This window comes from Ramlibacter monticola, from assembly GCF_016722785.1.
Taxonomy (GTDB): Bacteria; Pseudomonadota; Gammaproteobacteria; order Burkholderiales; family Burkholderiaceae_C; genus Ramlibacter; species Ramlibacter monticola.
On record NZ_JAEQNE010000005.1, the window covers coordinates 91,852 to 111,976 of the forward strand.

At 69.8% G+C, this 20,125-nt stretch carries 22 protein-coding genes and 2 tRNA genes; 8 read left to right on the forward strand and 16 right to left on the reverse strand.

Annotated elements, in window-relative coordinates:
• Positions 1 to 15: 15 nt before the first annotated feature.
• The 12 genes from JJ685_RS19105 to hrcA form a co-directional block, all read right to left on the reverse strand.
• Positions 16 to 324 (reverse strand): hypothetical protein, encoded by a 309-nt coding sequence (locus JJ685_RS19105; protein ID WP_201675928.1) that lies wholly within the window; start codon positions 322 to 324, stop codon positions 16 to 18.
• Between the two features lie 40 nt (positions 325 to 364).
• Positions 365 to 628 carry a hypothetical protein gene (locus JJ685_RS19110; protein ID WP_201675929.1) on the reverse strand — a complete coding sequence of 88 codons (264 nt, stop codon included), beginning with the start codon at positions 626 to 628 and terminating at the stop codon, positions 365 to 367.
• A gap of 169 nt (positions 629 to 797) precedes the next feature.
• Entirely contained in the window at positions 798 to 1,217 is a 420-nt protein-coding gene (locus JJ685_RS19115) for a gas vesicle protein K (protein ID WP_201675930.1), read from the reverse strand.
• 2 nt (positions 1,218 to 1,219) lie between these two features.
• Positions 1,220 to 1,888, reverse strand: coding sequence for a GvpL/GvpF family gas vesicle protein (locus JJ685_RS19120; RefSeq protein ID WP_201675931.1), 669 nt, complete (start codon positions 1,886 to 1,888; stop codon positions 1,220 to 1,222).
• 12 nt (positions 1,889 to 1,900) lie between these two features.
• Positions 1,901 to 2,167 carry a gas vesicle protein GvpJ gene (gvpJ, locus tag JJ685_RS19125; RefSeq protein ID WP_201675932.1) on the reverse strand — a complete coding sequence of 89 codons (267 nt, stop codon included), beginning with the start codon at positions 2,165 to 2,167 and terminating at the stop codon, positions 1,901 to 1,903.
• On the reverse strand, positions 2,167 to 2,931 hold the full coding sequence (locus JJ685_RS19130) for a GvpL/GvpF family gas vesicle protein (RefSeq protein WP_201675933.1): 765 nt from the start codon (positions 2,929 to 2,931) through the stop codon (positions 2,167 to 2,169). Before JJ685_RS19130 ends, gvpJ begins: the two co-directional genes overlap by 1 nt.
• Positions 2,928 to 3,287 carry a gas vesicle protein GvpG gene (locus JJ685_RS19135; protein WP_201675934.1) on the reverse strand — a complete coding sequence of 120 codons (360 nt, stop codon included), beginning with the start codon at positions 3,285 to 3,287 and terminating at the stop codon, positions 2,928 to 2,930. Before JJ685_RS19135 ends, JJ685_RS19130 begins: the two co-directional genes overlap by 4 nt.
• A gap of 22 nt (positions 3,288 to 3,309) precedes the next feature.
• The gene (locus tag JJ685_RS19140) at positions 3,310 to 3,951 is read right to left on the reverse strand and encodes a GvpL/GvpF family gas vesicle protein (RefSeq protein WP_201675935.1); all 642 of its coding nucleotides are present in this window, start codon (positions 3,949 to 3,951) and stop codon (positions 3,310 to 3,312) included.
• Between the two features lie 25 nt (positions 3,952 to 3,976).
• Positions 3,977 to 4,408 carry a gas vesicle structural protein GvpA gene (gene gvpA / locus JJ685_RS30540; RefSeq protein ID WP_201675936.1) on the reverse strand — a complete coding sequence of 144 codons (432 nt, stop codon included), beginning with the start codon at positions 4,406 to 4,408 and terminating at the stop codon, positions 3,977 to 3,979.
• 288 nt (positions 4,409 to 4,696) lie between these two features.
• On the reverse strand, positions 4,697 to 5,080 hold the full coding sequence (locus JJ685_RS30545; RefSeq protein WP_201675937.1) for a gas vesicle protein: 384 nt from the start codon (positions 5,078 to 5,080) through the stop codon (positions 4,697 to 4,699).
• A 421-nt stretch (positions 5,081 to 5,501) separates the two neighbouring features.
• Positions 5,502 to 5,578: transfer RNA gene (locus JJ685_RS19155), tRNA-Ile, on the reverse strand.
• On the reverse strand, positions 5,569 to 6,624 hold the full coding sequence (hrcA, locus tag JJ685_RS19160) for a heat-inducible transcriptional repressor HrcA (RefSeq protein ID WP_201676236.1): 1,056 nt from the start codon (positions 6,622 to 6,624) through the stop codon (positions 5,569 to 5,571). Before hrcA ends, JJ685_RS19155 begins: the two co-directional genes overlap by 10 nt.
• Before the next feature lie 50 nt (positions 6,625 to 6,674).
• Here hrcA and JJ685_RS19165 point away from each other — a divergent pair, with 50 nt between their 5' ends.
• The 3 genes from JJ685_RS19165 to rapZ are packed head-to-tail and all read left to right on the forward strand — an operon-like array spanning position 6,675 to position 10,159.
• Positions 6,675 to 7,568 (forward strand): NAD kinase, encoded by an 894-nt coding sequence (locus tag JJ685_RS19165; RefSeq protein ID WP_201675938.1) that lies wholly within the window; start codon positions 6,675 to 6,677, stop codon positions 7,566 to 7,568.
• Between the two features lie 19 nt (positions 7,569 to 7,587).
• Entirely contained in the window at positions 7,588 to 9,255 is a 1,668-nt protein-coding gene (gene recN, locus JJ685_RS19170) for a DNA repair protein RecN (RefSeq protein WP_201675939.1), read from the forward strand.
• Between the two features lie 7 nt (positions 9,256 to 9,262).
• Entirely contained in the window at positions 9,263 to 10,159 is an 897-nt protein-coding gene (gene rapZ / locus JJ685_RS19175; protein ID WP_201675940.1) for an RNase adapter RapZ, read from the forward strand.
• Between the two features lie 133 nt (positions 10,160 to 10,292).
• Here the strand turns inward: rapZ and JJ685_RS19180 are convergent, their stop codons facing one another.
• The 4 genes from JJ685_RS19180 to mutM form a co-directional block, all read right to left on the reverse strand.
• Positions 10,293 to 11,273, reverse strand: a complete 981-nt coding sequence (locus JJ685_RS19180) for an IS110 family RNA-guided transposase (RefSeq protein WP_201675941.1) — start codon at positions 11,271 to 11,273, stop codon at positions 10,293 to 10,295.
• Between the two features lie 365 nt (positions 11,274 to 11,638).
• A complete protein-coding gene (mutY, locus tag JJ685_RS19185) occupies positions 11,639 to 12,739 on the reverse strand; it encodes an A/G-specific adenine glycosylase (protein ID WP_201675942.1) in 1,101 nt (366 codons plus the stop codon).
• A complete protein-coding gene (locus JJ685_RS19190; RefSeq protein ID WP_201675943.1) occupies positions 12,736 to 14,700 on the reverse strand; it encodes a dynamin family protein in 1,965 nt (654 codons plus the stop codon). The genes mutY and JJ685_RS19190 overlap by 4 nt, the downstream gene beginning before the upstream one ends.
• Positions 14,701 to 14,749: 49 nt before the next feature.
• Positions 14,750 to 15,565: a bifunctional DNA-formamidopyrimidine glycosylase/DNA-(apurinic or apyrimidinic site) lyase gene (gene mutM / locus JJ685_RS19195; RefSeq protein WP_201675944.1), complete on the reverse strand. Its 816-nt coding sequence runs from the start codon at positions 15,563 to 15,565 to the stop codon at positions 14,750 to 14,752.
• 94 nt (positions 15,566 to 15,659) lie between these two features.
• On the opposite strand from mutM, the gene JJ685_RS19200 reads away from it, so the two are divergent.
• The 5 genes from JJ685_RS19200 (at position 15,660) to JJ685_RS19220 (ending at position 20,076) form a co-directional block, all read left to right on the forward strand.
• Positions 15,660 to 17,393, forward strand: a complete 1,734-nt coding sequence (locus JJ685_RS19200; protein WP_201675945.1) for a tetratricopeptide repeat protein — start codon at positions 15,660 to 15,662, stop codon at positions 17,391 to 17,393.
• Positions 17,390 to 17,884 (forward strand): lipoprotein insertase outer membrane protein LolB, encoded by a 495-nt coding sequence (locus tag JJ685_RS19205; RefSeq protein ID WP_201675946.1) that lies wholly within the window; start codon positions 17,390 to 17,392, stop codon positions 17,882 to 17,884. The genes JJ685_RS19200 and JJ685_RS19205 overlap by 4 nt, the downstream gene beginning before the upstream one ends.
• A gap of 174 nt (positions 17,885 to 18,058) precedes the next feature.
• Complete coding sequence (gene ispE, locus JJ685_RS19210; protein ID WP_201675947.1) at positions 18,059 to 18,931, forward strand: 4-(cytidine 5'-diphospho)-2-C-methyl-D-erythritol kinase; 873 nt, start codon at positions 18,059 to 18,061, stop codon at positions 18,929 to 18,931.
• Between the two features lie 19 nt (positions 18,932 to 18,950).
• Positions 18,951 to 19,027, forward strand: a tRNA-Gln gene (locus JJ685_RS19215).
• Between the two features lie 65 nt (positions 19,028 to 19,092).
• Entirely contained in the window at positions 19,093 to 20,076 is a 984-nt protein-coding gene (locus JJ685_RS19220; RefSeq protein ID WP_201675948.1) for a ribose-phosphate pyrophosphokinase, read from the forward strand.
• The last annotated feature ends 49 nt before the right edge of the window (positions 20,077 to 20,125 follow it).

Genomic DNA, 20,125 nt, shown 5'->3' on the forward strand with positions numbered 1-20,125 from the left:
TATGTCCGGCGGGATTCAGGGGCCCGGCGCGCGCCGCACGAACAGCACGTGGAAGCCGTGCGCCTGCTCGGCATCCTCCGCGATGACGTCGCCGTAGCCGAGGTCCGCCATGGCGAGCGAGAAGCGCTGCACCTGGTTGAAGCTGGCGAACCGGGTGCCGGCGACCAGCGTCCCCCCGGCATCGCAGATGCCGATGCGGTAGCCGGGGCCGGGCTCGGTCGCCCGTTTCACGCGGCGCAGGGCCGCCGCGACCTCGCGCAGCGAGGGGACCAGTTCGGGAAGGGGAAGGACGGAGGCGGGAGGGGTGGGCTGCGGGTTCCGCATGAGCCCGCAGCATAGCGCGAGAAGCTTACATGCGGAAGGGTCAGTCGGTGCCCAGCACGGTGAGCATGCCGTCGTGGTCGTCCAGGTCCTGCAGCAGGTGCAGCTGCACCAGGCGCTGCCGCAGGTAGCGCAGCTGCATGGGCCCGTACAGGAGGGCGAAGCGGTACATCTGGCCGTCCTCGTTGCGGAAGGCGACCAGCACCGGCTTGCCGGTCACGGGCATGGTTCGCGCCCCCTTCAACGCCGCGGCGAGTTCGCGGTCGCGGGCATGGGCGGTGTGGGTGACGATGGATTCGGCTTGCATGGGGGCGTCCTGGGCTCCCATTCTGGGACGGCGCCGGGCCCCGCACAGGGCCTGCGCAACAAGCTTTACCCGGCTGTCGCGATGTTGCGCCCGGTATCGCTTGGAGAGCACTTTCCAACATGGACGCGGGCTTGTGACGCGAGGACCCCGACTTCATCCGTGGCATTTCTCACATCATCTTCCCGAGGGGGCCGAGGTCCAGGTTCAGGTCTTCGGCCTGCAGGCCGAACTTTTCGGTGAGGTCCCGGACCGTGGCCTCCAGCAGCATCAAGGCCCGGCCGATGTCCTCCGTCTCCGAGTCCGTGAGCGTGCCCGCCTCCATCCTGCGAATGGCCTGCCGCTCCAGCAGCCTGCGGATGAATTCGACCAGCGTGAGCACGAGGCGCAGGACGGATCGCTGCACGTCTTCGGGGTTCGCATCCCAGCGCGCGGGCTCCCCGCGGCGCGAGCTGCGTTCGATCTCGGAACGCAGGAGTTCCAGCTCGCCGATCTCGGCGACGGTGAGGCCGCCGACCGTGCGCTCGCGCAGACTCGCCGCCTTCTTCCGCGGGGCCCGCGTGCCGCCTTCGCCTGGCCGTGCGCGCGGCATCGCTACCAGCTCCCGAAGGCATAGGCCGGAAACGGCCCGGTGAGCACCATCCCGACGCCCCCGGCCTGCGCGGCCCGCTGCGCGGCCCGGACATAGGCCGGCACGGCGCCGCGCGGGATCAGATGGTAGACGCTCGCGAGATCGCCGCTGCGCTCGACCCGTTCGGCGCGCACCCAGCGCGCCACGGCGGCCCGCACGGGCGCCAGCGCGGGCGTCGCGCGTTCGCGGGCCGCCGCGAGCGCGAGCGCCCGGAGATGCGCCGCGCCCGGGCCGCCGGCCGGCGCGCGGGCCTCCGCCTGCGCCGCGCCGGCTTCGAGCGGGGCCACGCCGCGCAGCGTCATCTGCACGCGCCCGCGCACGTCGCGCAGCGCCGCGCGCAGCGACGCCTCGCGCGAACGCAGGACGAAGGCGAGTTCCTCTACGCTCGCCATGCAGGTTCCGAAGCGCGCCGGCAGCACCGCGGGCAGCCTCCCGGCGAGCTCGCGCAGCACGCGGTCGTACCGGCGCAGCGCGGAGAGGCTGGCTTTCGGGGGACGCGCCAGCTCGCCGGTGATCGCGGCCAGGCGCCCGGCCTCGACGACGCCGAGCCGCTCCCCCGCGATGCCGGCAAGCGCGAAGCGTCCTGGGGGCCGCCGGCAGACCGCGTAGACGAGCAAGGCGCGCGCGGTCATGCCGTGGTCACCCTAGCGGCGGCGAATACGGGGCGCGGCGTCCCGGCGGATGGCGCCGGCCGGCCCGGACCGGCGCCCGTGCAGGTCCAGCAGGCGGTCGGACACGCACAGCAGCAGCGACAGCCGCGCGTACACGAGGTCGACGCCGGCGAGGCTGAGCGTGAGCTCGCCGGTGAGCACCACGCCCTGGTTCAGGAGGTTGTCGACCAGGTCGAGCAGCGAGCCGCCGCGGGGGTCGAGCATCGCGACCTGCGCCTCGGGGGAGCGTGCGCGCGCCATCACACGAAGTTGTAGGCCGGCCAGGGTCCCGTGAGCGAGAGGGCGATGCCCAGCTCGCCCAGCATGCGCTCCTGGCGCTGCAGGAGCGTGCGGAACGCCCCCGCGCGCGCGGAGGGCACCAGGAACGCGGCATCGAGCAGCAGGCGCGATTGCGGGATGGCCTGTTCGGTATCTCCGTGGCGACGGGATGCGGCGGCCTCGCCCTCCGCGGTGCGGTACAGGCGTTCCGCGGCCTCCAGCGCCGTGGTCCACTGGCTGCGGTCCGACGCGAGCAGGTCACGCTTGCGCGCGAGGTAGTCCGCGCCCGTCGCCGCTTCGAACGAGGGATGCCGCTGCCGGGCTGCGGCGTGCGCGGCCTTCTCGTCCCACGTCAGCCGCAGGCCCCACTCGACGTGCCGCTCGATGCGCTGCAGGATGCGCTCGATGCGCTCGCGCGTGAGGAACACGTGCTCCAGCGCCCGCGCGTCGGAGATGAAGAGCGTGAAGATCTGCATGGGGAGCAGCGCGGGGCACGGCAGGAAATGCTCGACGACCGCCTCGTGCGCCAGTGCCCTGGGCGCCAGCCATGCCATATCCTGCAGGCCGGCCTCGAGCGCCGCCTGGTCGTAACCCTGCGCAGGCACCGTGCTGGCCACCAGCCACAGGCCCTCGGCCACGGGCAGCAGCCGCACCGGCTCGCCGCCGGGCATCGGGTCGGGCGTGCCGCGCAGGGGCGGGCACTTCTCCGCCCGGACGAGGGCATAGACGTACGTCAGCACGCTCACTCGCGGGATGGTAGCCGGACCCGCCGGCGCTTCGCGGCCCCGCCCCGGCGCGGCGCGACAGGCGGCGCGGGCTGATGGAAGTCACCCAGGATCGTGGCCTCCACGGCGATGGGTCCGCGGCTCGCAACATCGCCCGCAGCCACGCCCGCTGCCGCCTGCCGGCGCTCGCGGATCTCGCGCATGCGGGCGAGGACGACCGCTTCGATCTGCGCGTACTCCTCTTCGGTGATCTCCCGCTGCTGGAGCCTCAGGCCGGCCTCCAGCAGGGCCTCGCGCAGCGGCGTGTCGTCGTCCAGTTCGGCCGTCGCGGCCTGCCCGATCGCGGAAAGAATCCAGCGCAATCCGGAGATGATCATGGTGTCGAACAGGCCACCGCGCTCATTCCGCGGTTTCGCGTTTCAGGCGGATCGCGACGAAGTTGTACGGCGGCCAGGGACCGGTGAACTGGAAGGTCAGCTCCTCGTGTTCCGCAGCGATCTCGTGGACGCGTTCGTCGAAAGCCCGCTCGCGCTGGCGCTCGACGAGGAAGGCCGCGTTCAGGATCATCCGGTCGCCGATCGTCGCGCTGCAGCGCGAAGCGACGCACACGTCGCGCAGTCGCTGCAGGAAACCGGCGACGTGCTGTCGCGCGAGGGCCGCATCGACCCGGGCGCTCTGCCCCGGCGGGGAGAACACCTTCAGGCCGAACTCGATCCTGCCGTGCAGTTTCCCGAGCACGTCGTCGAAGGTGTCCTGGGCGGAACGAAGCAGTTCCAGCACGTCCCCGGAGGACTGGAAGACGGTGCCGAAGGCCATGGGAATCAGCGTGCGGTCGCGCAGGACGGCCTCGTTCACCCGCTCGTGCGCGAGCACGTTGGCGCGGCTCGGATCCGGGTCCTCGCAGGACACCTCCGACACCACGGCCGCCAGGCCCTGGTGCCGGATGGCCCGTACCGGCCGGCGCTCTTCCAGGCCCGCCACCTCCAGGCGCAAAGGCGCATCCGCGCGGACGATGCAGTAGACGTAGAGGGGCAAGGCCATGGCAATCGCTCACCGGGCGGGGTGCTCAGGCCGCGGCCGGCTCGAGCTCGCGGGCCTTGCGGACCCGGGCGCGCGGCGCGGGCGCGGCGGGGCGCTCGTCCTCGAGCACGATGGTCTTGCGCGTCCGGGCGCGGCCGGCGGGCTGCAACTGCGGCTCGGCCCGCAGCGGCGGCGCGGCGAGCTGCGCGCGCAGGGCGGCGATCTCCGCGGAGAGTTCCTCGTAGCGTCCCGGCGCCTCCACGCCGCGCGGGCGGGAGACCTGCGGCGTGCCGACGATCGCCTGCGCATAGCGCAGGTAAGTGTCGACGGAGGCGATGACCACCCGCGCTTCGATCGTGACCAGCTCGATGCCGACCAGCGAAACCCTGATCCAGGCGTCGACGACGATGCCCTTGTCCAGGACACGGTCCAGGACCTCCACGAGGCTGGAACCACCCACTACACGTTCAACCGACATTTTTTGCTCTCCTTGGCGCGGAAACTCCGCAACGACGCGACGGCGACCCCGCTCCACCGTTGTCGGCGGTTCGCGGAATTCGTCTTAAGCAGTTTGTGACCGCCGTGTGTGGCTCGCGTAAGAAGTAGCTGCCAACTTCCACGAGATGCAAGACCCCATCAGGTTCACTTATCCACAGGAGCGCCCCAATGGCGGTGAAGGACCTGTGCGTCGTTTCCTGCGGTTGCAGTCCTTACCGGCTCGCGGCAGCTCTTGCACCGCGACGCTTACCCTTGTTTCAGTCAGGGTTCAGCGCTTTGGCTTGCCGGCTCCCTTGGGTCGGGTCTTGCGCGCGGGAGCCGCCAGGGCTTCCACCTTGCGTTCGAGCAGGCGCAGTTGTTCGCGCAGGGCGGTGTTCTCCTGCACGAGGGCCTGGTGGCGGCCCGGAGAGAGGTTCGGGTCGAACTTCCACCAGTCGAGGCCGATCTGTTCCGCCTTGTCGATCGAGCAGATCATCAGGCGGATGCGGATGGTGAGGAGTTCGATGTCGGCGAGGGAAACCTTGATGTCCCCCGCGACGACGAGGCCCTTGTCGAGGACCCGGTCGAGGATGTCGACGAGACTCGCGCTGCCCCGGGGGCCGCTGGGCGCGGTGAGCTCACGGGGTGGCGAAGCGCGCTCGTCGGGCGTCAAGGAGTGCCGTGCATCGGGTTGATGGCGGCGGGATTATAGGAGTGCGCCCCGGCATGGGGCGTTAAGCGAATACGCAGTCCGAGGCCTCGCCTGGGCCTAATCCCCGGGCCCGACCATGCCGGCCTCGTTCATCCGAGTGGGCCGCGCATCGTTTCCGAGCAATGCAGGTTCGAGGCCGTCCCGAGGGGAATCGACTTGCGCACCGAGTCGCGGGCGAGGAACTGGTCCGCCTCGCACATCGAACAGTAGTAGCGCCGGCGGCCCGGAACCAGGCGCATCCAGGGAAGCCGATCCAGCCGGACCAGGAATCGGATATTGCAACCACACCAGGACCAACGCATAACTCCTCCGCGCGGGAGCCTATCACCCATTCGGATGAAGCTCAACCGTGGCGGGGGTTTGCACGGATGCGGACTGCCCGTGGTAGGCCGTGCTGGACTTGAACCAGCGACCAAGGGATTATGAGTCCCCTGCTCTGACCAACTGAGCTAACGGCCCCGGGAGCCGGGATTGTAGGGCGCGCCCGGGCTGCCTCCGGTCTCGCGATGACTGAGCGCGTTGCTCACCAGCCGGGAGGTGATGTCCACGATCTGGATCATCCGGTCGTAGGCCATGCGCGTCGGGCCGATCACCCCCAGCGTGCCCACCACGTGGCCGTCGACCTCGTAGGGCGCGCTCACCACCGAAAGCTCCTCGAAGGGCACGATCTGGCTTTCGCCGCCGATGAAGATGCGCACGCCGTCGGCCTGGCTGGAGACGTCCAGCAGCCGCATCAGCTGCGCCTTCTGCTCGAACAGCTCGAAGGCGTGGCGCAGGTGCGTCATGTCGCTGGCGAAGTCGCTCACTGCCAGCAGGTTGCGCTCCCCCGAGATCACGACTTCCTCCTGGTCCTGCTTCATGGCTTCGGAGCTCGCGTCCACCGCCGTCTTCATCAGCGTGACGATCTCGCCGCGCAGTTGCTCCACCTCGCCCTTGAGCCGCTCGCGCACGTCCTCGATGGTGGTGCCGGAGTAGTTGGCGTTGAGGAAGTTGGCGGCCTCCTGCAGCTGCGACTGGTCGTAGTCCACCGCGGTGAGCACCACGCGGTTCTGCACGTCGCCGTCCGGCGACACGATGATCACCAGGAAGCGGCGCTCCGACAGCCGCAGGAATTCGATGTGGCGGAACACGGAGCTGCGCCGCGGCGCCACCACCACGCCCACGAACTGCGACAGGTTCGACAGCATCTGCGCCGCCTGCGCGATCACCTTCTGCGGCTGGTCCGGCGGCAGCGAGCTCGCCGACACGATCTCGTCGCGGCGCGCGGTCAGCATGGTGTCCACGAACAGGCGGTAGCCGCGCGCCGTGGGCACGCGCCCGGCGGAGGTGTGCGGACTGGCGACCAGCCCCAGTTCCTCCAGGTCCGACATCACGTTGCGGATGGTGGCCGGCGACAGCTCGAGCCCCGAGGCGCGCGACAAGGTGCGCGAGCCCACGGGCTGTCCCTCGGCGATGTAGCGCTCGATCAGCGTTTTCAGCAGCAGCCTGGCGCGGTCTTCGAGCATCATGGAGAGGGTTGGGTCTTGCCCGGCAATTTTAGTGATGTAATTTGCCGATGAAATCGATCTTCCGGCAGGTGGCCCTGATCGGCAAGTACCATGCCGCCGTCGCCCCGGCCCTCGCCGCATCGGCCCACGCCGCGCTGGAAGGAATTGCGGAATTTTTGACATCCCAGGGCTGCCACGTGGTGGTGGAGCGCGACACCGCCGCGGTCACCGAGATCACGGGCTATCCCACCGCCGATGTGGCCGGGATCGGGACGCAGTGCGACCTGGGCGTGGTGGTCGGGGGCGACGGTACCATGCTGGGCATCGGCCGCCAGCTCGCCCGCCACGGCACGCCGCTGGTGGGCATCAACCAGGGCCGGCTCGGTTTCATCACCGACATCCCCATCGAACACTACCGCACCGTGCTGCCGCCCATGCTGGCCGGCGAGTACGACGAGGACCACCGCACGCTGATGCATGCCATCGTGGTGCGCGACGGCCACGCGGTGTTCGACGCCCTCGCGCTCAACGACGTCGTGGTCAACCGCGGGGCGACCTCGGGCATGGTCGAACTGCGCATCGAGGTCGACGGCCATTTCGTGTCGCGCCAGCGCTCCGACGGGCTGATCATGTCCACGCCCACGGGCTCGACCGCCTATGCGCTGTCGGCCGGCGGGCCGCTGCTGCATCCGTCCACGCCGGGCTGGCTGATGGTGCCGATCGCGCCGCACACGCTGTCGAACCGGCCCATCGTGCTGCCGGACTCATCCGAGATCGCGATCGAGCTGGTGGCCGGCCGCGATGCCAGCGCCAATTTCGACATGCAGTCGCTCGCCTCCCTGCTGCATGGGGATCGCATCACTGTGCGGCGCTCGCAGCACAAGGTACGATTCCTGCACCCCAGGGGTTGGAGCTACTTCGACACCCTGCGCAAGAAAATGCACTGGAACGAAGGGGCGTGAGCCCCGAGACTCCCGGACCATGAGCCTCAAACGCATCGCCCTGCGCGACTTCGTGATCGTCCGCGAGCTGGAGCTCGACCCGGGCGACGGCTTCTCCGTGCTGACCGGCGAGACCGGCGCGGGCAAGTCCATCCTGATCGATGCCCTGCAGCTCGCCCTCGGCGCGCGCGCCGAAGCCACCGTCGTGCGCGAAGGCGCGGCCCGCGCCGAGATCAGCACCGAGTTCGACCTGCCGCCCGCGCTGCTGCCCTGGCTGCAGGAAGCCGGCTTCGACGCCGGCGACACCCTGCTGCTGCGCCGCACCGTCGACAGCCAGGGCAAGAGCCGCGCCTGGATCAACGGCAGCGCCGCCACCGCCACCCAGTTGCGGGAGGTGGGCGACCACCTGGTCGACATCCATGGCCAGCATGCCTGGCAGAGCCTCACGCGGCCGGCCTCGGTGCGCGCCCTGCTCGATGGCTATGCCGGCGTGAGCACCGACCGGCTGCAGCAGCTGTGGTCAAGCTGGCGGGCGGCCCAGAAGACCCTGGCCGAGGCGCGCGCCGCGCAGGACTCCCTCCAGCGCGAGCGCGAGCGGCTGGCCTGGCAGATCGGCGAGGTCGACAAGCTCGCGCCCGGCGATGCCGAGTGGGACGAGCTGAACGCCAGCCACACCCGGCTGTCCCACGCGCAGGCGCTGCTCGACGCCGCCCAGGTCGCCCAGGAATTGCTGGACGGCGACGAAGGCGGCGCCCGCGCGCCACTGGCGCAGGCGGTGGACGCGCTGCGCGCGCAGGAAGGCCTGGAGCCGCAGTTCCGCGAGATCGCCGACGTGCTGGCCTCCAGCCTCGCGCAGCTGGAAGACGCGACGCACTCGCTGCAGGCCTACCTGCGCAAGACCGATCCCGACCCGCAGCGGCTGGCGGAGCTGGACGAGCGCATGTCGCTGTGGGTGTCCCTGTCCCGCCGCTACCGGCGCACACCGGCGGAGCTGCCGGCGCTGCTGGCCTCCTGGAAGGAAGACCTGGCCCGGCTCGATGCGGCGGCCGACCTGGGCGCGCTCGAAGCGGCCGAACAGCGCGAGCTCGAGGCCTTCCTGGCGGAGGCGCGCGCCCTGTCCAAGGCCCGCGCCAAGGCCGCGCCGCAGCTGGCCAAGGCGGTCACGCAGGCCATGCAGGGCCTGGGCATGCAGGGCGGCCGCTTCGAGGTCGCCCTGGAAAAGACCGGAGAGCCCTCGGCGCACGGGCTGGAAGAGGTGGGCTTCCTCGTCGCCGGCCATGCGGGCAGCACGCCGCGTCCGGTGGGCAAGGTGGCCTCGGGCGGCGAGCTGTCGCGCATCGCGCTGGCCATCGCCGTCACCACCAGCCGCCTGGGCGAGGCCCAGACGCTAATCTTCGACGAGGTGGATTCGGGCGTCGGCGGCGCCGTCGCGGAAACGGTCGGGCGCCTCATGAAGCAGCTCGGGCGCGACCGCCAGGTGCTGGCGGTGACGCACCTGCCGCAGGTGGCCGCCTGCGCCGACCACCACCTCGTGGTCGCGAAGAAGGCCCAGGCGAAGGAGGTCACCAGCAGCGTGAGCCCGGTCGAGGGCGAGAAGCGCGTGGCCGAGATCGCGCGCATGCTCGGCGGCGAACGCCTGTCCGGCACGACGCTCGCGCACGCGAAGGAAATGCTCGGCGATGCGGCGGCGGCCGAGGGCAAGGGCTGAGGCGGCCATGTCGCTCGAACTGGTCCTCATCACGGGCATGTCCGGGTCGGGCAAGTCGGTGGCGCTGCGCGCGCTGGAGGACGCCGGCTACTTTTGCGTCGACAACCTGCCGCCGGAACTGCTGCTGTCCTTCGTCGACCTGGAGGAGCGCAACCAGCGCCGCCGCGTCGCGATCGCGATGGACGTGCGCACGGCCACCTCGCTGCCGCTGGTGCCCGGGCACCTGCGCGAACTGGTGCACCGCGGCATCGCCGTGCGGCCCATGTTCCTGGACGCGACCACCGACACGCTGGTGCGCCGCTTCTCCGAAACGCGGCGCCGCCATCCGCTGTCGAGAACGGTAACGGAAGCCGAGGGCGACCAGCACCGCGCCGTGGTGGAGGCCATCGAGCTGGAGCGCGAGCTGCTGGCCGACCTGCGCCAGCGCGCGCACGTGATCGACACCAGCGTGCTGCGGGCCTCGCAGCTGCAGGAATACGTCAAGTCGCTGCTGTCGGCGCCGCTGGCGCAGCTGACGCTGGTGTTCGAGTCCTTCTCGTACAAGCGCGGCATCCCGGTGGACGCCGACTACATCTTCGACGTGCGGATGCTTCCCAACCCGCACTACGAGCCCGAACTGCGCGAGCTCACCGGCATGGACGCGCCGGTGATCGAGTACCTGCAGAAGCACCAGGAGGTGCAGGACATGTTCGCGGACATCGCGGGCTTCCTGGACAACTGGCTGGAGCCCCTCGCGCGCAACCACCGCAGCTACGTGACGGTGGGCATCGGCTGCACGGGCGGCCAGCACCGCTCGGTGTACCTGGTGGAGAAGCTGGCGGAGGAATTCGGTACGCGCTGGACGACGCTGAAGCGGCACCGGGAGATGGATGTGCGCAAGGGGCCGGGGCAGGGGCGGTCCTAGCCAGCGTCATTCCCGGTCGAGATCGCCGGACGCCTGCCGCGTACTGCGCGGAGGACGCGCGCTTTCCGAGGGCGCAGCGCAGGACCAGGATGGGACAGTCCGACTCGGCGACATAAAGACACCATTGTGGTTGTCAAGCCGTTGCGGCGAGCGAGCGGCCCGGGTCGAACGGCTTGCCCGACTTCAGCACGCCATAGGCGATGGCCAGCAGCTTGTGCATGCACGCCACGACGATGACCTTGCCCGGCTTGTTCTGCTCTTTCAGGCGCTGCCAGAATCTGGCGACGACGGGGTTGTATTTGCCCGCGACCATCGCTGGGAAGTAAAGGGCCTGCCGCAGCGCCTCGTGGCCAATGGGATGAGTGCCCCTTTTCTTGTTCAGCGAAGTGCCCGACTGCTGAATCATCGGCGCCAAGCCGGCATGCGCAATGAGCGCTTTGACGCTCTTGAACCGCTCCGGGCGGCCGATGTACGCCAGCAGCTGCGGAATCGTCTTGTCCCCCAGGCCGGGAATGGTCTCCAGCAGACCGCGGCGCGACTTCAGATCCGGATCGTCGTTGATCGTCTGGCGGATCTGCGCGCGCACCTCCTCGATGCTTGCGTCTAGCTGCGAGATGATCTCCAGCAGCGAGGAGCGCACAGCCTCGTGGGCCACCTCCAGACGATTGTCTTCGGCCTGCCGCATCCCCTTCAAGGTCTCCAGCCGGCCCACGAGCGCCTGCAGCTTTCTCACTGCTGGAGACGGCGCCTGCCAGAGTTCGGGCTGGGTGCGATCGGCATACCGCGCCAGCGCCTTCGCATCGGCGCTGTCGGTCTTGGAGCGAGCCCCTTCAGATTCGACAAACCTCTTGACCAACATCGGATTGACCACCGAAACGTCGATGTCCTGCTCATGCAGGAACAGCGCCAGGCTCTCGTGGTACACGCCGGTGGCTTCCATGCACACGTGAACGTTGGCCTGTCCGCCGGGCACGTTGGATGCTATCCACTCCAGAAGCGCCCGGAAGCCGGCGCCAGTGTTGCTGAACACTTTGGAGCGATATTTCTTGCCGTCCAGCAGCAACGCAACGTCGAACTTCGCCTTGCTGATGTCCACACCGAGCTTCAATTTCACCTGCGAGCTTTCCGTGATAGCGCGCTATTCGACTGGCACGTCCTGATATGCGAGGTCACCACCGGCCAATGCCGGCGGTGCCCCAAGACACCATTCGAGCTACTGCGTCGAATCCGGGTGGCCCCCACTCTTAATGACAGGCTTTTCGCCGAAGGAGGAGAACGAGGGCGTCCGCCCGGGCTCCCTCAGCGCGGCGGGAGCGGTGGAAACAATATCAGGAGGAGGCGCGGGCGCGGCCCTCGTCCGGGGCGGGGCTCTCATCCGCGCCGGGGGACAGTCGCAGAGGCGGACTGTCCCATCCTGGGCCGGCCCGGGAGCAACTTGCTCCCAGAGAGCCCGCCACTGGACCGCCTTCGGTCACGAGCCTACGCGTTCTCCAGGAACCGCCGCACCGGCGCCGGCAAGCCGAGCGCCGGCCACTCCCCTGCCGCGAACCAGGCCCCGCCTCCCGGGGACCAGTCCGCCGGCAGCTTCGCCTGCACCGGATGCAGATGCAGGTCCTTGTGCGTGAGCACGTGCACGAACGGCGCCACCTCCCGCAGACGGCGCCGGGCCGCCGCGGGCAGCGCCTGCTCCAGCGCATCGCGGCTCGCGAACACGGGCAGGCAATAAAGCCCCGCCCACACGCCCGGCGTCGGCCGCTTCTGCAGCCAGACCGAGCCGTCGCCCGCCCGCGCATGCAGCAGCCACAGGGATTCCGCGCTGCGCTTGAGCCTGCGCGTCTTGACCGGATATTCCTCCGGGCGCCCTTCGCGCAACGCGACGCACTGCTCCTGCACCGGGCAGACCAGGCAGGCCGGATTGCGCGGCTGGCACACCGTGGCCCCGAGGTCCATCAGGCCCTGCGTGTACCGCGGCATGGCTTCGTGCAGCTCGCGCGTGGGCAGCAGCGCCCGCGCGTGCTCCCACAGCGCGCGCTCGTTCGCCGCCACGCTCAGGTCTTCGCGGAAACCCAGCACGCGCGTGAGCACGCGCTTGACGTTGCCATCGAGGATCGCGGCGCGCTCGCCGAAACAGAAGGAGGAGATCGCCGCCGCGGTCGAAGCGCCGATCCCGGGCAGTTCCTGCAGCTCCTGCGCGGTGCGCGGGAAGGCGCCGCCGTGCCGCAGCACCACCTCCTGCGCGCAGCGATGCAGGTTGCGCGCGCGGCTGTAGTAGCCCAGCCCGCTCCACAGCGCCAGCACGTCGTCGAGCGGCGCGGCCGCCAGGGCGCCCACATCGGGAAAGCGCTGCAGGAAACGCTCGTAGTAGCCCAGCACCGCGGCGACCTGCGTCTGCTGCAGCATGACCTCGGACAGCCACACGCGATACGGGTCTCGCGTGTTCTGCCAGGGGAGTTCGTTGCGGCCGTGCGTTTGCTGCCAACGCACCACGCGGCCGGCGAAGCCGGCCGTGACACAGGAACCTTCAGGCTCCGCCTTCCGGTGCTCGCCCTTCGGGCGGCCCGGCCGGCTCGCGTTCGTCATGCCGTCTTGAGGACAGGCTCCGCCACCGGCGCCCGCGCGCCCAGCGGCGTGTTGCCCAGGTGCTGCGTCAGCTCGGCGAGCTTGGCATCGAGCTGGTCCAGCCCCGCCTCCTGCGCCTCGATTTCGGCGATGCGGTCGTCCAGCCCGCTCGCGGCCTGCTGGATGCGCTCGATGGCCTCGAGCCGGCGGCCGAAGTTGCGGCGCCGCTCGCGCAGCTGCGCATCGAGCTGCGCCGCCGCGGACTTGTTCCACAGCTCCACTTCGCCCAGCGCCGACTCGTAGATCACGCGCAGCCGCGTGGCCAGCGCGCGCACCAGGCGATCGGCGAACTCGGGCTGCGCCAGGCGCAGGGCGTTGCTGACGCCCAGGTACTGGTTGTGGCTGCGTTCGACCAGGTCCAGGTCGCGTTCGTAGCGGGCCAGGTCCGGCTCGCGCGGCGCCTGCAGCGAGAAGCCGTATTCCGCATTGAGCTGGCGGAAGGTGCCCGTCAGCATGGTCTGGATCTCGTCGCTGATCTTGGCGGCCTTGCGCAGGCCCTCGCGCAGGCGGTCGAAGGTCTTCGCGTAGGCCTTGCGCACGCCCAGCTTCAGGCCGGGCTGGCGCAGGGCATCCGTGAGTTCCGTCATTTCGGTCTTCAGCGCCGCGGTGCCCAGCAGGTTGAACACGTCGCGCAGCAGCTTCAGGTGCACCGAGCGCACGGCGTGGATGCGGGCGCCGCTGGCGTCGAACTCGCCCTGCTCCTGCTCGATGCGCGCGCGCATGTGCTTGATGACCTGCATGTTCTTGCCGCGCAGGCCCTTGAGCTCCATCATCTGCTCCGCGAGGTCGCGGCGGCGGATCGACAGGTGGCGGGTACCCTCCATGCGCAGCTCGGTGATGTTGGCCGCGACCGAGGCGCGCAGGATCTTCTGCCGCTGGCCCATCACGCCGTGGGCCAGCGCCTGCTCCAGCACCGGCAGGCGGCTGGCCTTGAGCAGTTCGTGGTCGTCGTTGACCTTGGCCACCAGCCCCTTCTGGCCGGAGACCGGGATCACCTGGTGCTGCTTCAGCCCCAGGATCTCGGCGGTGGTGGCGCGCTGGCGCTCGATCTGCGCCTGCACCTGCGCGGGGGTGCTCAGGGCATCCCACAGCGTGTCGATCTTGTTCAGGACGACCAGGCGCGAGTCCGACGCGTTGTCCTCGGAGATCAGGTGCTCGCGCCAGATCTGCAGGTCGGACTTGGTCACGCCCGTATCGGCGGCCAGGATGAACACCACGGCGTGCGCCTGCGGGATCAGGTTGACCGTCAGTTCGGGCTCGGCGCCGATCGCGTTGAGGCCCGGCGTGTCCAGGATCACCAGCCCCTGCTTCAGCAGCGGGTGGGCGATGTTGATCAGGGCGTGGCGCCACTTGGGGATCTCGACCAGGCCATCCGCCCCCGTCATCGGGTTGTCCTCGGGCGTGTCGTCGTGCCACAGGCCGAGGGCGCGGGCCTGGTCCACCGTCACGCGGCGGATTTCCGAGACCTTCTCGATGGCCTGCGAGAGCTGGTCGGGATCGTTGACGTCGAGGTCCACCCGGTGCCACTTCTCCGGCACCATGCGCCATTCCATCAGCGGCTGCGTCTGCAGGCGCGTTTCGATGGGCAGCAGGCGCAGGCAGGGCGGAACTTCCGGGTCGTAGCCCAGCTCCGTGGGGCACATCGTGGTGCGCCCGGCGCTGGCTGGCATGATGCGGCGCTTGTAGCCCGCGAAGAAGATGGCGTTGATCAGCTCCGACTTGCCGCGCGAGAACTCGGCGACGAAGGCCACCATGACCTTGTCGGTGCGGATCTGGGATTCGAGGCGGCGCAGCCGTTCTTCCACCGCGCTATCGAGGAGGTCGTGGTCCTTCAGCCACTCGGACAGCAGCTTGAGGCGCAGGGCGAATTCACGCCGCCAGGCGCCATGCTGGTCGAACTGTTCGTTGAACGTTAGTGCCACTGAGATCCCGCCCCTCGACCGACTATAGCACCCGCCCCTGTACGGAATATCACCCTTTCTGGCAGTTCGGGCAGAAATAAGTCGCGCGTTGGCCTTGTCTCAACATGCGGATCGGCGAGCCGCAGACCCGGCACGGCTCGCCGGCGCGGTCGTACACCATGGCTTCGAGCTGGAAGTAGCCCGACTCGCCCTGCGCGTTGGAGAAGTCGCGCAGGGTGCTGCCCCCTTTCTCCACCGCCCTGGCGAGCACCTCGCGGATCGCGTCGCGCAGCTTCGCCGCGCGCGGCTTGCTGATGCGGAAGGCCGGCAGCGTCGGCCGGATGCCGGCCAGGAACAATGCTTCCGATGCGTAGATGTTGCCGACGCCGACGACGAGGTCGCCTGCGAGCAACACCTGCTTGACCGGGGCCCTGCGCTTCTTCAGGCCGGCGTGGAACGCGGCCAGGCCGAAGTCCTCGCCGAGGGGCTCGACGCCGAGGCCGCCCAGGAGCTTGCGCGCCTGCGCCGTGCCCTCGTCCTCGCAGAACACCACGGCCCCGAAGCGGCGCGGGTCGTTCAGGCGCAGCACGCCCTGCGTGGTCGCGAGGTCGAAGTGGTCGTGCAGGGCCGCATCCGGCAGGCCCGTGTCGAAGCGCAGGCTCCCGGACATGCCCAGGTGCACCAGCAGCAGGCCGCGGTCGAAATCGAGCAGCAGGTACTTGCCGCGCCGGCGCACGCCGGTCACGATGCGGCCCCGGAGGGCTTCGGTGGCGCAGCCGAGGGGCCAGCGCAGGGGCTTGCCCAGGCGCACGTCGAGCACCCGCGCGCCCACGATGCGGTCGGCAAAACTGAGGCGCGTGACCTCGACTTCCGGCAATTCGGGCATGGTCGGAACGGATTGTGCGGTTTCCCCGGCCCGCGGCACGGGGCTGCGCGGAAGTGGCCTGCGATTTTCCGGAGTGACCCGCTATCATGGTTCGATGAAGAGATTCCGTCAGGCGGGGCTGCTGCTCCTTGGCTATGCGTTCGCCGGCTCCGTGCTGGCGCAAGGGGCAGGCACGATCGTCGCCGCGGCGCCCGACAACAGCGGCTTGGATGCCGAACTGTTCTACCAGCTGCTGCTCGGCGAGCTGAACGTGCGCGGCCCGGAGCCGGCCGCGGGCTTCGCGCTGATCCTCGATGCGGCGCGCAAGACCACCGATCCCGCGCTCTACCAGCGGGCCGTGGAGCTGGCCTTCCAGGCACGCAGCGGCGACGCCGCGCTGCAGGCGGCGCGGGCGTGGAAGCAGGCCTTCCCGCAATCGCGCGAAGCGAACCGCTACGTGCTGCAGATCCTCGTCGCGCTCAATCGCATCCCGGAGAGCGCGGAGCCGCTGCGCACCGAGATCAACCTCTCCGAGGCGGGCGACCGGCCGGCGGTGATCTCGATGATCCCGCGCAACTACGCGCGCGTGAGCGACAAGAAGCAGGCCGCCACGGTGATCGAGCAGGCGCTGGCCGACTATCTGAAGAATCCCGAGACGGGCGCGGCCGCCTGGAGCACCATCGGCCGCATGCGGCAGGCCGCCGGCGACACCAATGGCGCCCTCGATGCCGCCCGCCGCGGCCAGGCGCTCAACGCGCGGGCCGAAGGGCCGGCGCTGCTGGCGCTGGAGCTGATGGATCCCAAGGTGCCGCAGGCGGAGGTGCTGGTGCGCAGCTACCTGCAGGCGCAGCCGCTGCCGGAGATCCGCATGGGCTATGCGCGGGCGCTGCTCGATGCGCAGCGCCACCAGGAGGCGCTCCAGCAGCTGCAGCTCGTGACCACGGAACGCCCCGAATTCCCGGAGGCCTGGCTGGCCCAGGGCGCCCTGCTGGTGCAGGACAACCAGCTGGCCACGGCGGAAACCTCCCTGAAGAAGTACATCGACCTGGCGCAGCAGCAGCCCGCCAGCGAGGACCGCAGCCGCGGCCTCGCGCAGGCGTACCTGTCGATGGCGCAGGTGGCGGAGAAGCGCCGCGACTTCACGGCCGCCGGCGCCTGGCTGGACCGCATCGAGAACTCGCAGGACCTGCTGGCGGCGCAGAACCGCCGCGCCTCCATCCTCGCGCGCCAGGGCAAGATGGACGAGGCCCGCAAGCTGATCCAGTCGCTGCCGGAGCGCGCGCCCGGCGATGCGCGCATGAAGATGACGGCCGAAGTGGCCCTGCTGCGCGAGAACAAGCAGTACAAGGCCGCCTACGAGCTGCTCGCCCAGGCCACGGCCAAGACGCCGAACGATCCCGACCTGCTCTACGACCAGGCCATGATGGCCGAGAAGCTCGGCGAGTTCGCCGACATGGAGCGGCTGCTGCGGCAGGTGATGGCGGTCAAGCCGGACTACCACCATGCGTACAACGCGCTCGGCTTCTCGTTCGCCGAGCGCAACCTGCGCCTGCCCGAGGCCAAGCAACTGATCCAGAAGGCGCTGGAATTCGCGCCCGGCGACCCGTTCATCACCGACAGCCTCGGCTGGGTCGAGTTCCGCCTGGGCAACCGCGCGGAGGCGCTGCGCATCCTGCAGGGCGCCTACAAGGACCGCCCCGACCCCGAGATCGCCGCCCACCTCGGCGAGGTCCTCTGGACGCTCGGCCAGAAGGACCTCGCCGAGAAGATCTGGCGCGAAGGCATGATGTTGGGCAGCGACAACGAGACGCTGCTGGAGACCCTCAAGCGGCTGAGGGTGCAGCCGTGACGCTGCGCGTCCTGCGTGGGTGGCTGTTCGCCACGGCGCTCGCCTTGCTGCTCGCCGGCTGCGCCACGCCGCCGCGGCCGGCGGTGCCGCCCGGCGTGCAGGTCTGGACCGGCCGGCTCGCCCTGAACGTCGAAGGCCGCGCGGGCGAGTCCTTTTCCGCCGGCTTCGAGCTGAAGGGGGCGCCCGAGACCGGCGAGCTGAGCCTCTTCAACCCGCTGGGCGGCACCGTGGCGGTGCTCGCCTGGGCGCCCGGCAGCGCCCTGCTGCGTTCCGGCGGCAAGACCCGGGAATTCCCCTCGCTGGATGCGCTGGCCGAGGAGGCCACGGGCGCGCCCATCCCCATCGCGGCCCTGTTCGACTGGCTGGCCGGCAAGGCCACGCCGGTGGCGGGCTGGCAGGCCGACGTGAGCCAGGTGGCCGAAGGCCGCCTGCGGGCCCGGCGCACCGATCCGCCGCCGGTCGCCGACCTGCGCCTCGCCTTCGACCACTGAAAAATGGTGCCCCGACGCTTCCCCACCCCGTGTGGGTCGCTGGCCTTGCAGGCCGCGGCGCTGCCAGAGGCAGCGCCTCTTCGGGCTGTCCAGGCCTGCGCAGGCAGGCCCGGAGCCGCAGCCCTCAGCCCCTCAGGGGCTTCAGCCTCCTCGAGGCGGCTCGGCGGAGGCTGAGTGCGCTCCCTGCACGACGTCGCCGCCCCGGCGAAGCTCAACCTGTTCCTGCACGTCACGGGGCGGCGCGGGGATGGCTACCACCTGCTGCAGTCCGTCTTCATGCTGCTGGACTGGCACGACACGCTGCATTTCGAGCGGCGCCCTGGCGGCGCGCTGAGCCGCGAGGACCTGGGCCCCGCCCTTCCTGAAGAAGACCTGACGCTGCGGGCCGCCCGCGCGCTGCAGCAGGCCACGGGCTGCACGCAGGGCGCGCACATCCAGGTGCTCAAACGCCTGCCCGCCGAAGCGGGCATGGGCGGCGGGTCCTCCGATGCGGCGAGCTGCCTGCTGGCACTCGATCGCCTGTGGGGACTGGGCCTGGCGCTGCCCGCGCTGGAGGCGATCGGCCTGAAGCTGGGGGCCGACGTGCCCTTCTTCCTGCGCGGACGCAACGCGTGGGTGGAAGGAATCGGCGAAGAAATCACTCCTGTAGAATTGCCGCGTGCCCGTTTCGCGGTGGTCAAGCCGCCCCGGGGCCTGGCCACCAAAGACATCTTTGGCAGCCCGGCCCTGAAACGCGATCGCAACAGTGCTACAATCTCTGGCTTTGCTGCAGATCCCTGGGGTTTCGGGCACAACGACCTGGAACCGGTAGCCCGGCAACTCGAGCCCCAAGTGGGCGAGGCGCTCGAATGGCTTTCCAGGCAGGGTCTGCGAGCCCGGATGACGGGTTCGGGCAGCGCGGTCTTCGCGCTGCTGCCGCCGGGGATCGCCCTGGCGCAGGCGCCGGCACGCTGGCTCGTTGAGGGCTGGGTGGTGCGGGAATGCGGCAATCTGGAGGTTCATCCCCTGGTGGGGTGGGCACCCAGCGACGATTCGGTTGGCAGCTGATCCGGCTGTCGACCCGTGTAGGGGAGTCGCCAAGTTGGTTAAGGCACCGGATTTTGATTCCGGCATGCGAGGGTTCGAGTCCTTCCTCCCCTGCCAAACCAGTCGTTAGTCGGGTCGCGCGTGGCGCGGCCCGCCCTCGACCGATAAAGGCGTCCGATCTCATGCAGCAGGCTGCTCCTCCGACCCCCGACTTCATGGTGTTCACCGGCAATGCCAATCCGGCATTGGCGCAAGAGATCGCAGGGCATCTCGGCATCTCGCTGGGCGCCGCGAGCGTCGGCCGCTTCTCCGACGGCGAAGTCACCGTGGAGATCAACACCAACGTCCGCGCGCGTGACGTGTTCGTGGTGCAGTCCACCTGCGCCCCGACCAACGACACCCTGATGGAACTGCTGATCATGGTCGACGCGCTCAAGCGCGCCTCGGCCGAGCGCATCAGCGCCGTGATCCCCTACTTCGGCTACGCCCGCCAGGACCGCCGGCCCCGCTCCACCCGCGTGCCGATCTCGGCCAAGGTGGTGGCCAACCTGCTGCAGACGGTGGGCGTGGCGCGCGTGCTGACCATGGACCTGCACGCCGACCAGATCCAGGGCTTCTTCGACATCCCGGTCGACAACATCTACGCGTCCCCGGTGCTGCTGAGCGACCTGCGGCAGAAGAACTACGAAGACCTGATCGTCGTCTCCCCGGACGTCGGCGGCGTGGTGCGCGCCCGCGCGATCGCCAAGCAGATGGGATGCGATCTCGCGATCATCGACAAGCGCCGCCCCAAGGCCAACGTGTCGGAAGTGATGCACGTGATCGGCGAGATCGAAGGCCGCAACTGCGTGATCATGGACGACATGATCGACACCGCCGGCACCCTGGTGAAGGCCGCCGAGGTGCTGAAGGAGCGCGGCGCCAAGCACGTCTACGCCTACTGCACCCACCCGATCTTCTCGGGCCCGGCCATCGACCGCCTCCAGAAGGGCGCGGCCCTCGACGAGGTGGTGGTCACCAATACGATTCCCCTGTCGGACGCGGCGCGCAAGTGCACCAAGATCCGCCAGCTGTCCGTCGCCCCGCTGATCGCCGAAACGGTGCAGCGCATCGCCAAGGGCGAATCGGTCATGAGTCTGTTCTCGGATCAGGTCGACCTGTTCTGAGGCTTTTCGCGCCCCTCTTCGAAGGGGCATTCTTGAACCGGGGGCGCAC

Excerpts from the sequence above, each read along its gene's own strand:
- JJ685_RS19105 (WP_201675928.1), bottom strand. The coding sequence starts at position 324 with ATGCGGAACCCGCAGCCCACCCCTCCCGCCTCCGTCCTTCCCCTTCCC.
- JJ685_RS19110 (WP_201675929.1), bottom strand. The coding sequence starts at position 628 with ATGCAAGCCGAATCCATCGTCACCCACACCGCCCATGCCCGCGACCGC.
- JJ685_RS19115 (WP_201675930.1), bottom strand. The coding sequence starts at position 1,217 with ATGCCGCGCGCACGGCCAGGCGAAGGCGGCACGCGGGCCCCGCGGAAG.
- JJ685_RS19120 (WP_201675931.1), bottom strand. The coding sequence starts at position 1,888 with ATGACCGCGCGCGCCTTGCTCGTCTACGCGGTCTGCCGGCGGCCCCCA.
- gvpJ (WP_201675932.1), bottom strand. The coding sequence starts at position 2,167 with ATGGCGCGCGCACGCTCCCCCGAGGCGCAGGTCGCGATGCTCGACCCC.
- JJ685_RS19135 (WP_201675934.1), bottom strand. The coding sequence starts at position 3,287 with ATGATCATCTCCGGATTGCGCTGGATTCTTTCCGCGATCGGGCAGGCC.
- JJ685_RS19140 (WP_201675935.1), bottom strand. The coding sequence starts at position 3,951 with ATGGCCTTGCCCCTCTACGTCTACTGCATCGTCCGCGCGGATGCGCCT.
- gvpA (WP_201675936.1), bottom strand. The coding sequence starts at position 4,408 with ATGTCGGTTGAACGTGTAGTGGGTGGTTCCAGCCTCGTGGAGGTCCTG.
- hrcA (WP_201676236.1), bottom strand. The coding sequence starts at position 6,624 with ATGCTCGAAGACCGCGCCAGGCTGCTGCTGAAAACGCTGATCGAGCGC.
- JJ685_RS19165 (WP_201675938.1), top strand. The coding sequence starts at position 6,675 with ATGAAATCGATCTTCCGGCAGGTGGCCCTGATCGGCAAGTACCATGCC.
- recN (WP_201675939.1), top strand. The coding sequence starts at position 7,588 with ATGAGCCTCAAACGCATCGCCCTGCGCGACTTCGTGATCGTCCGCGAG.
- rapZ (WP_201675940.1), top strand. The coding sequence starts at position 9,263 with ATGTCGCTCGAACTGGTCCTCATCACGGGCATGTCCGGGTCGGGCAAG.
- mutY (WP_201675942.1), bottom strand. The coding sequence starts at position 12,739 with ATGACGAACGCGAGCCGGCCGGGCCGCCCGAAGGGCGAGCACCGGAAG.
- mutM (WP_201675944.1), bottom strand. The coding sequence starts at position 15,565 with ATGCCCGAATTGCCGGAAGTCGAGGTCACGCGCCTCAGTTTTGCCGAC.
- JJ685_RS19200 (WP_201675945.1), top strand. The coding sequence starts at position 15,660 with ATGAAGAGATTCCGTCAGGCGGGGCTGCTGCTCCTTGGCTATGCGTTC.
- JJ685_RS19220 (WP_201675948.1), top strand. The coding sequence starts at position 19,093 with ATGCAGCAGGCTGCTCCTCCGACCCCCGACTTCATGGTGTTCACCGGC.